This window comes from Aquimarina sp. RZ0 (assembly GCF_008370685.1).
GTDB lineage: Bacteria > Bacteroidota > Bacteroidia > Flavobacteriales > Flavobacteriaceae > Aquimarina.
In genome coordinates this window covers 1-8596 of the sequence record NZ_VTZU01000128.1, presented here as the reverse complement: position 1 = coordinate 8596, position 8596 = coordinate 1, and the positions used below count along the sequence as shown (strand labels likewise).

General features: G+C 30.1%; 7 protein-coding genes. 6 read left to right on the top strand and 1 reads right to left on the bottom strand.

All coding sequences use genetic code 11. The features are described from left to right. Nucleotides 1-617: 617 nt before the first annotated feature. The 5 genes from F0000_RS25990 to F0000_RS25970 all read left to right on the top strand — a co-directional run bounded on the left by F0000_RS25990 (nucleotide 618) and on the right by F0000_RS25970 (nucleotide 7350). A complete protein-coding gene (locus tag F0000_RS25990; protein ID WP_149627626.1) occupies nucleotides 618-1553 on the top strand; it encodes a DUF1837 domain-containing protein in 936 nt (311 codons plus the stop codon). A gap of 2 nt (nucleotides 1554-1555) precedes the next feature. Further along, nucleotides 1556-4219 (top strand): DEAD/DEAH box helicase, encoded by a 2664-nt coding sequence (locus F0000_RS25985; RefSeq protein WP_149627625.1) that lies wholly within the window; start codon nucleotides 1556-1558, stop codon nucleotides 4217-4219. A gap of 32 nt (nucleotides 4220-4251) precedes the next feature. Next, nucleotides 4252-4851: a hypothetical protein gene (locus F0000_RS25980; protein WP_149627624.1), complete on the top strand. Its 600-nt coding sequence runs from the start codon at nucleotides 4252-4254 to the stop codon at nucleotides 4849-4851. 998 nt (nucleotides 4852-5849) lie between these two features. Further along, nucleotides 5850-6617 (top strand): RHS repeat-associated core domain-containing protein, encoded by a 768-nt coding sequence (locus F0000_RS25975; protein ID WP_188112296.1) that lies wholly within the window; start codon nucleotides 5850-5852, stop codon nucleotides 6615-6617. Nucleotides 6618-6630: 13 nt separating this feature from the next. Then, nucleotides 6631-7350 carry a hypothetical protein gene (locus F0000_RS25970; protein ID WP_149627623.1) on the top strand — a complete coding sequence of 240 codons (720 nt, stop codon included), beginning with the start codon at nucleotides 6631-6633 and terminating at the stop codon, nucleotides 7348-7350. A 149-nt stretch (nucleotides 7351-7499) separates the two neighbouring features. Here the strand turns inward: F0000_RS25970 and F0000_RS25965 are convergent, their stop codons facing one another. Next, nucleotides 7500-7829 carry a helix-turn-helix domain-containing protein gene (locus F0000_RS25965; RefSeq protein ID WP_149627622.1) on the bottom strand — a complete coding sequence of 110 codons (330 nt, stop codon included), beginning with the start codon at nucleotides 7827-7829 and terminating at the stop codon, nucleotides 7500-7502. A 139-nt stretch (nucleotides 7830-7968) separates the two neighbouring features. Between F0000_RS25965 and F0000_RS27985 the strand changes: the two genes are divergently transcribed. Continuing rightward, complete coding sequence (locus tag F0000_RS27985; protein WP_188112295.1) at nucleotides 7969-8511, top strand: hypothetical protein; 543 nt, start codon at nucleotides 7969-7971, stop codon at nucleotides 8509-8511. Nucleotides 8512-8596: the final 85 nt, after the last annotated feature.

The window sequence follows — 8596 nt, the reverse complement described above, 5'->3', positions numbered from 1 at the left end:
AAGATCAATCGTTCTCACTCATACGGAAAAAACGCTTCAAAAGTGGAAGATTGAAAGGCAAATGCGGTGGTGATCTTCCACTTTTGAAGTGTTAGGCAAAGTGCCGATTGAACGTCACACAAACTTGCTCAAAACCATTAAAAATGTCACCAGAGCCACCCAAATCACGTCTACGACACGATTATATATCTATAATATTGTAATAGCTGAACTAAAAACAACTCGTTAGAAGTCAAAATCTTCAATGTTAGCAGTCTGTGCGCGCCTATTTTACATAGTTGTATTATGGGGCGCGGATGTAGCGGTGGCACAAGGAAGTACCCATAATGTACTTGCGTTATGTCACTTTGCTTTGGAAAAGCAAAGTTTCCTGGTACTACATTTTCTTTAAAAGTTTTCTAACGAAAAGTTCCGATAAAAAAGGTAATGGAACACTTATTATACGAGCCGACGAGAGGAGGGGAGTGTAATGTGTGTGGAATGGGAATATTTCTCTTAAATTTTATTCAGAAGTGAGGGTTTTCCGTAATTGAAAGAAAATATTAATTCATAAATTTAACAATACTGTATTCTCTAATTTAACTTGATTAAAGAATTGATAAATATTGTATTAATATATGCCAAAAGACCTGAAGGATATAGCTTGGAACAAGCTATTAAAAATTGATAAAAATGCTTTTACTGATTGGTTTAGTTTAAATGAAGAGGTTACATTGTCTGAAGATGTTAAAGTTAAATTCTATAGTTTAAATTTTGTAGATGGATCTCCTGATTATGAGGGTTTTATTAAACATTTATATGAGCAAGTAGTTACTTACGTTTTTGATGAAAAAGACATTGAAGAACTTATAGAGGATGGAGATATACCATATGAAAAAGCTTTAAGTTATTTTGGAGATATAGATCCAATAAGCGATGGTAGATATGGAGAATTAATATTATTTCTCTTTGTAGAAGCTATTCTACAAACTCCTATGATTGTTCACAAGATTTCTCAAACTTATAATAATAATGACCAAGTAAAAGGTTCTGATGGACTTTTCATAGGTAATATTCTTGACAAACCAACTTTGTTAATTGGAGAATCAAAAATGAGAAATAATTTTCACGTTTGTGTAGGAGATGTTTTAGAATCACTAAATCGATATATAAATAATCCTCATTCAATAGATAGAGAGCTTCAAGTTGCTAAAAAGCATTTAAGCAGGGATTTGAATGATTTAGAAGTTGGTGATTTAGACTTAATCTATCAGAGCCTTAGAACTAAACAAGAAGAATTCAAAGGGTATGAAATATGTTATCCAGCATTTTTAATGTACAAGGAAGTAAACTTAAAAAAATTAATAGCCAAAAGTTTACCAGATATAGAGGAAGTAATAAATAAGTTTATTAATTCAGTAAAAACAAGAAGAGCAAATTATATAGAAAAGACATTACCTCCAATTAAAGATTTAACACTAGAGTTTTTTATGATGCCAGTTAAAGATGTCAATGAATTTAGAGAATCTTGCTATGAAATATTTCATAATGGCAAAAAATATAAAAGACAATAAAAATGTCAAACCAGACAATAGAATCTGCTAAAAATCACCACGTATTCAGAGATGTTTTGAATACAATGATAACCAATAGATTTTATTCTGAGTTAGAAATTGAAGGACATAAAGAGAACATTGAAAAAGAGAAACTGGACAATGCAATTTGGTTGGCAAGTATTATAGCCTCAAGTCTAGACGAAAATGATAAATATTTAAGTTCAGTTTTTGGGATAGCTCTTTTTTTAGAGAAGCCCTCTAAAGAATATAGAAAAGCAGCATATATAATATTATCAAGGTCTGGAAATCTGATTGCTTCTAGGTTTTTTAATGAATTAATTAAAATTAATGCTATTAGTGGTAGCCTCTTTTTTAATGAGAACTTCGGAACCATTATTGATTATGAACTTGGTTCAAAATTAGCCCTTAATGAAATTGAGAATGGTGAAGGGAAAATTATTGGATCAGATTATCAAAAATATTTATGGAATGTTTTAACAAAAAAAGATGATAATATTGCTATATCTGCACCGACTTCTGCAGGTAAATCTTTCATCATTCAAAATTACATAAGGCAAACCTTCATTAAAAAAGAAAAGTTTTTTATAGTATATATTGTTCCAACTCGAGCTTTGATTTCTCAAGTATCGGAAGATTTTAAAAGAGAATTAAATAATGATATAAGTATAAATACGGCATTTATTGAACAGGAAAACTTGGAAGTAAAACAATTCGCAGATAAAGAATTATTTATTTTGACACCTGAAAGAACAATGAAATTGATGCAGTATTCATATGATAATGGTTTTGTTCCTGACTTAATTTTTATTGATGAAGTTCAAAACATAGAGGACGATGGAAATAGAGGTTTCTTATTTGAATATTTAATAAACGAAATTGAAACTAATTGGGTTAAATCGAGAAAAATAATTGCTGGCCCATTTTTAGATAAACCAAACGTTCTCTTAAAGCTATTATTTGGAGAGAAAAGCAGAAATTTGAAAACGATGTTCTCTCCAGTATTTCAACTTAAAGTTAGTTTAAAACCTAGCTCTGAAAATGATTCAATCTTAGCAAAAATTTTCTTTCAACAAAAACTAATAAATGAAATTAAATTACCTGTAGAGTTTAATTACTCTAAAGAAATCTCTATGAGTAAATTAAAAACTACCGTTAAGGTTGTATTAAGGTTTGGTAGAAATAGTAAAAACATTATTTATTTTCCAAAAACGAATTATGTCGAACAATTTTCTAACTATCTAACGGATGAGATTAATGCTAATAATGATAATATTAATATAGATGATGAAATAAAAGAGTTAATTGAATTAATTAAGGAAGAAATACACCCTGATTACTATTTAGTAGATGCCTTAAAAACTAAATCAGCTTTTCATCATGGTAAATTACCAGAAATTATAAGAGGAGAATTGGAATATCTCTTCGCTAAAGGCGCTCTTAATAATATCATCTGTACATCCACATTAATGGAAGGGATAAATTTACCTGCGGAAAAAGTATTTATTCCTTACCCAAAAAAAGATATTAATCATTTAAGCCCTTTTGAATTTGGTAATATAGTGGGAAGAGCAGGTAGGATTAGAGATGCTCTTACTGGAACAATAATTTGTATGGAGAAAAATGATGAATCTTGGGCAGAGGAGTTTTACGAAAATGATCCTGATAAAGAAATAACACCAGCAATTAATAAAATTTTACATTATCCTGTGGATAAAATTATCGATGCTATTAACCAACCATTAGATAAAAAAAATAAAGATATTGAGTTTGGTGTTGTTTTCTTAAAGAATAAGTTTTTGAGAGGAGATAACCTTCTTATTGAATATTTAAATAATAAAGGAGTTGACAATCCTATAATAAACACTATCATTGATAGCCTTTCAAATAGATTAAATGGAATTAGTATTCCTAAAGAGTTATTGAGATTAAATCCAAGTATTGATCCTGAACTACAGGATAAATTATATAAGAGAATAAAAAAAGAAGGGATAAACAAATGGGTGCTACATAAAAATGAAAATTTTAATGCAAAATGGACTAAAGATATAATCAATAGTAAATCTCACGAAAACACAAATTTCTTTGGTCAATTGAGCAATATATTATATAAGCTTGACGAAATTTTTGACTTTAATGCGGAAGCTTTTTTCAAACATCAAATATCAAGATCGTTACCTCAAATGGTTTTTTATGCTGTATTATGGATGGAAAATAAAAGCTTTAATGAATTAATTACAAGAGAAATAAAGTTTAAAGCTGATATTAGAAAAACTATTGATAAAGAGAGTAAAGTTGATATAAACAAAACTATAAATGAAATTATTAAAGTTTATTCTACAGTAGTAAGTTATGTTCTTGTTAAATACACAAAATTACTTGCAGATATATTAGAATCTATACTTACCGAAGAAGAGTTAGAAAAGCATAAACTAAGTATTTCATTGCCTACAATGTTAGAATTGGGTACCTATAACTCATTAGTTTTACTTTTAATTTCTAAAGGTATGTCTAGATCAATAGCAATTAAAGTTTATAAATTGATACCTGAAGAAGAAGAAGAAACACCAATTGAATGGTTATCGAAGCAAAAGAAACTAAAAATAAATGAGATTTATAATAAATATTTAAAAAGAAAAGGCTTTTTACTAGAAGATGAAGATTAGAGTTTTAACACCTAAAGTAAAGTTATTAATTTATGGATATAACAGATGAAATTCTAAGTGTAAATAATGTTTTTGAAGCAATCAGTACCGAAATAGTGAATGAGGTAGGAGATAGACTTTCTATACCTTTTAATATTAAAAATTTGCCTGATCATAAAGATTATAGTGTACGTTTAAAAAAAGTTAAAAATTTTGAATACATATACACCGATTTAGATAACATAAAATGTGACTGTTTATATTGGTTTACATTAAAAACAAAGGAAGAAGCACAAGCATTAAATGATCTCTTAAATATATATAGAGTTTCTAATATTAAAGGAAATGAAAATTATAGAAGTGTTCCTGCCACAAATAAAAATGAAGAGAGTAATGTTTTATATGTGGGTATACGACGTGGTGGTTTTAATAAAACATGGGGAACATCAAATATTACAAATAGAATTAATCAACATCTAGGGTATTATCGAAACGGAAACACTCAGGGTTTACAATTAATACATTTTGCAAAAGGTTATGATTTTGATATAACTATTAATGTTGTTAAAATTGAAAGCTCGCATAGTATGTATCTAAATATCATCGAAAAATTAGTTGCGCAGAAATTAAAACCTCTTTGTGGAAGACATTAAAATGTTTAACATTATGTAAAATAGAACCTAAAAATTGAAAGACCGGCCTCAGAAAACTTTGGAGAAAACAATAGGTAAAGGAGCGTCAATATTTTAGAGGTCTAGTACTAAGGTTTAATAAAAGCTATGCATACACATTCTGGTTCTAAGCGATATTATGAGTTAGAATGTTTTCTAAAATATAGCAACTGCGCCGTACATTGTTTCCAAAGTTTTGTGCAGCCTTGATTTTTTTGTTTCTTTTTTTATCAAGAAAAAAAGATAAGCATTATTTAAAAAGGTTCAATCAATGCTATGAATATAGCAAGTGTATAGAAATTATCTCGTCAGAGTAATTTTATACTCTTGCGGAAACCTTCACGAGAATCGCGTAAAAACTTTTTTCACGTATGTTTTATCGAATACGCGATTTATAAACTGCCTAAAAGTGTTTGCTTTTTTTGGTGTGGCCAAGCGTTGGCAAATTGTGTGTAGAGAAAAATGCATTGAGCATTTTTATTTACAAAGCAATAAAGCGGTTGGGCGCGGCAATTTTACATAACGGCAAATTATAGCTACAAATGTCAAACGTGAGGTTTAATCATAAACGCCTTAAAAGAAATATTAATGACCCCAGTAGCTACGATTACTATGAAATAGAATTATCCTGGGATATTTTACATAGTATTACATTATAGTTACGAATGAGCTAAACGTTTCGCAAATTGGCTTTTACATAATTGCTGACGATATAAAACACCTGACGGTGTCGTTATATCTGCAACTATGTAAAATACTACGTATACGCCAATTTGCTACAATATACATTTGTACTATAATGCCCAATTATGTAAAGATAGGTTTGGTGATGTGGCTGGCAATACAAAGACGGAATTTTACTATATTTACAAGGTCGATAAGACATACGTTCTTTTAAAAAAAGTGTAGAAGGAAGCACTAGGATGATAAGGCAAACCGTTCAAAAAAATGCATTTGATTAGTTTTCCTTTGGCATGCCAATGCCTAACAGGAATTTGCAAGGGGATTATAGATACGCCTATCAAGGACAAGAAAAAGACCCAGAAACTGGAAAAGAAGCTTTTGAAGAACGTTTGTGGGATAGTCGTATTGGTCGATGGCTAACTCCTGATCCTGCAGGAAAAGGTGATTCTCCATATGTAGGGATGTACAATAATCCTCTTAAATATATTGACATTAAAGGGCGAGATACTTTAAATGTTTATAGATCTAGGCTTATTGGAACTGAGTCGGGTGTTGATCAATATCAACTTAATTTTGAAATCATCAAGAATGGCAAAAGTTTAAAACAGCAACTTGTTCTTTATATGTATGCAAATCATGATTATGAAAGAGGTCCTGGTACTGGTGACAACGCGTTAGACAAAAGAGGTGTATATCCAATTAAGTTTGATCAAATGAGTGCACATAATGGAGAAGTCAATTATGAGAACACTATAAGACTAAATAATGCAGGTGTTTTTGTTCACCCCGGACATCCTCTTTATAATATTGGATGTAAAGTAGTTTGCAATGCACCTAATTATGAATTTGGGAATATGTGGAATGAGCAAACATTTAATAATACAGTTGAAGGTTTACAGCAAATAAGAGATTTATATAATACTACCGATCAACAAGGTTTCTTTTTTATAACTAACAGAATCTTTCCAGTTGACAACATATCTACACCAACGCCACAAGGGATTGTTCCTACTAGATATGAAGTTATAACTGGAGAGCCTCTTCCTTATGGAATAACTAACTAGATTCTAAACTTAAATGAAAAATTATTTCTTAATAACAGTATTTTTTATCAGTTTAAATACTTTTGGTCAACTTAGTTTTGAAAACCATATTAATTCAATAAAACAGGTTGAATTTCTCACTAATGATAAAGATGGGAAAATATATAATACAAATGAGCGATCAGTACAGTACGCCATAGAGTATTTGGAAAAAAACGGGATAAAAACAAAGTATATTACCAATAGAAAATTATTAAAAGAAATTGAGAATATAGAGTGTAAAGATTCTTTATATACACATTTTTATGATGTTTTAAAAAATAATACTGAGATAAGTGTTAAAGTAAAATTTAATAAATTCACTAATAAAAATCATGTTATTTCTGAAAAGGACAACATAACATATGTGGATAATCAAATTGCTTTTGGTTCATACTATAATACCCCAACTTTAGAAATTGATTGTTTAAAGATAACAGTAAATAACAAAAAAATTAATATCCCTAAAGCTGCATATAAAAACTTTTATGACGTAACTCAATGCAGTTCTTATCTTTTGTATAAACCTGTAAAAGTATATACTTCAGAAAATGGAGATTATATCTTTATATACTTATATGGAGGAAATGCCGCAAATACTTATTTTGCAAAACTAATTTTTAATAAAGGTGAATATATAACACAAATAGTTGCAGATTACAAGGAGTTAGTTGACTGGAGGGTAACGATTAATAAAAATTTTATAGGTTTTTAGAACTCCCGCTCTGCAAAGAGTGATTAAATAAGAGTAAGAATGCTGCGCGAATGTCTCTCGACTTCGCGCAATAATCAAAGACGATAAGTCAAAATATAAATAGTAAAAACAGTCACGATCTTGTAAAATGGGTAGTGGCTGTTTTTGTTTTAAGAATAAGCTTTTTTAGCATTAAAATCACGGATAAGGGCATCTATAGTAATATAGATATGCTCTTTTTCTTTTTGTGATAGTTTAGAGACGTTTTCTATACGTTTTAGGAGTTCTGTATCCAATTCTAAATCAGTACTTCCTACCAAATAATCCAAAGATACTTTTAGGGCATTAGCAATTTTGGTAGCCATCTCAATAGTTGGCTTTACTTCGTTACGCTCATATCTACCATAGGCATCACCATTGATATTGATAAGTTTACCAATATCAGCCTGCGATAATTTTTTTCTTTTACGTACCAAACTTAAACGCTCACCAAAAGTCATAAATGTATGTTTTAATGCAGTATTTTATACTAAAACACAAATATAGAAACAAAATATGTAGTATAAAATTAAGTTTTGCTTGTTTGATTCATTAAGATATTATAGTTTTGCTACAGATATGTAGGTAAAAAATATTTTTATGCAATTACAAACTGATAACACCGACCAATTAATTTACGAAAATGAGATCCTACAATTAACGGTTTTGGGCGGTATCAAATTAGAGGGGTTGGACAGAATGCGCACTACTCTAAAAGTACAATTACAAAAAAGTAGCCGTCCACCAGTACGGCACAATCTGGATTTATATAACGATACCCAATTAGAAAAGTTTATCCGTAAATGTGCGGAAAAACTAGAAATAGGCACATCTGTAATCGCAGCTTGTTTTGCAGAACTCACCGAAGAATTAGAGAAATATCGTTTAGCACAAATCAAACAAGAGCAAGAAAACTTAAAACCCAAGGTCAAACAGTTAAATCTAGCCGAAAAACAGGCTGCAGAAGAGTTTTTGTCAGCTCCCGAACTTCTGGAGAAAACCAATGAGTTGATTGGTAAAAGTGGTGTGATCGGAGAAGAAACCAACCGATTGTTAATGTATCTGATCTTTACCAGCAGAAAAAGGCAACAACCGCTACACGTAATCCCTCATAGACCCCAGAAACTTCAGTACGTAGGCTAACGTAAAATTCGTAATTTACTGGGTATTAACTTTAGCTCTTTGCAAGGCCGTTTTTTAAAGTGTTGCTGCTTTTTTTAGTAAGCAC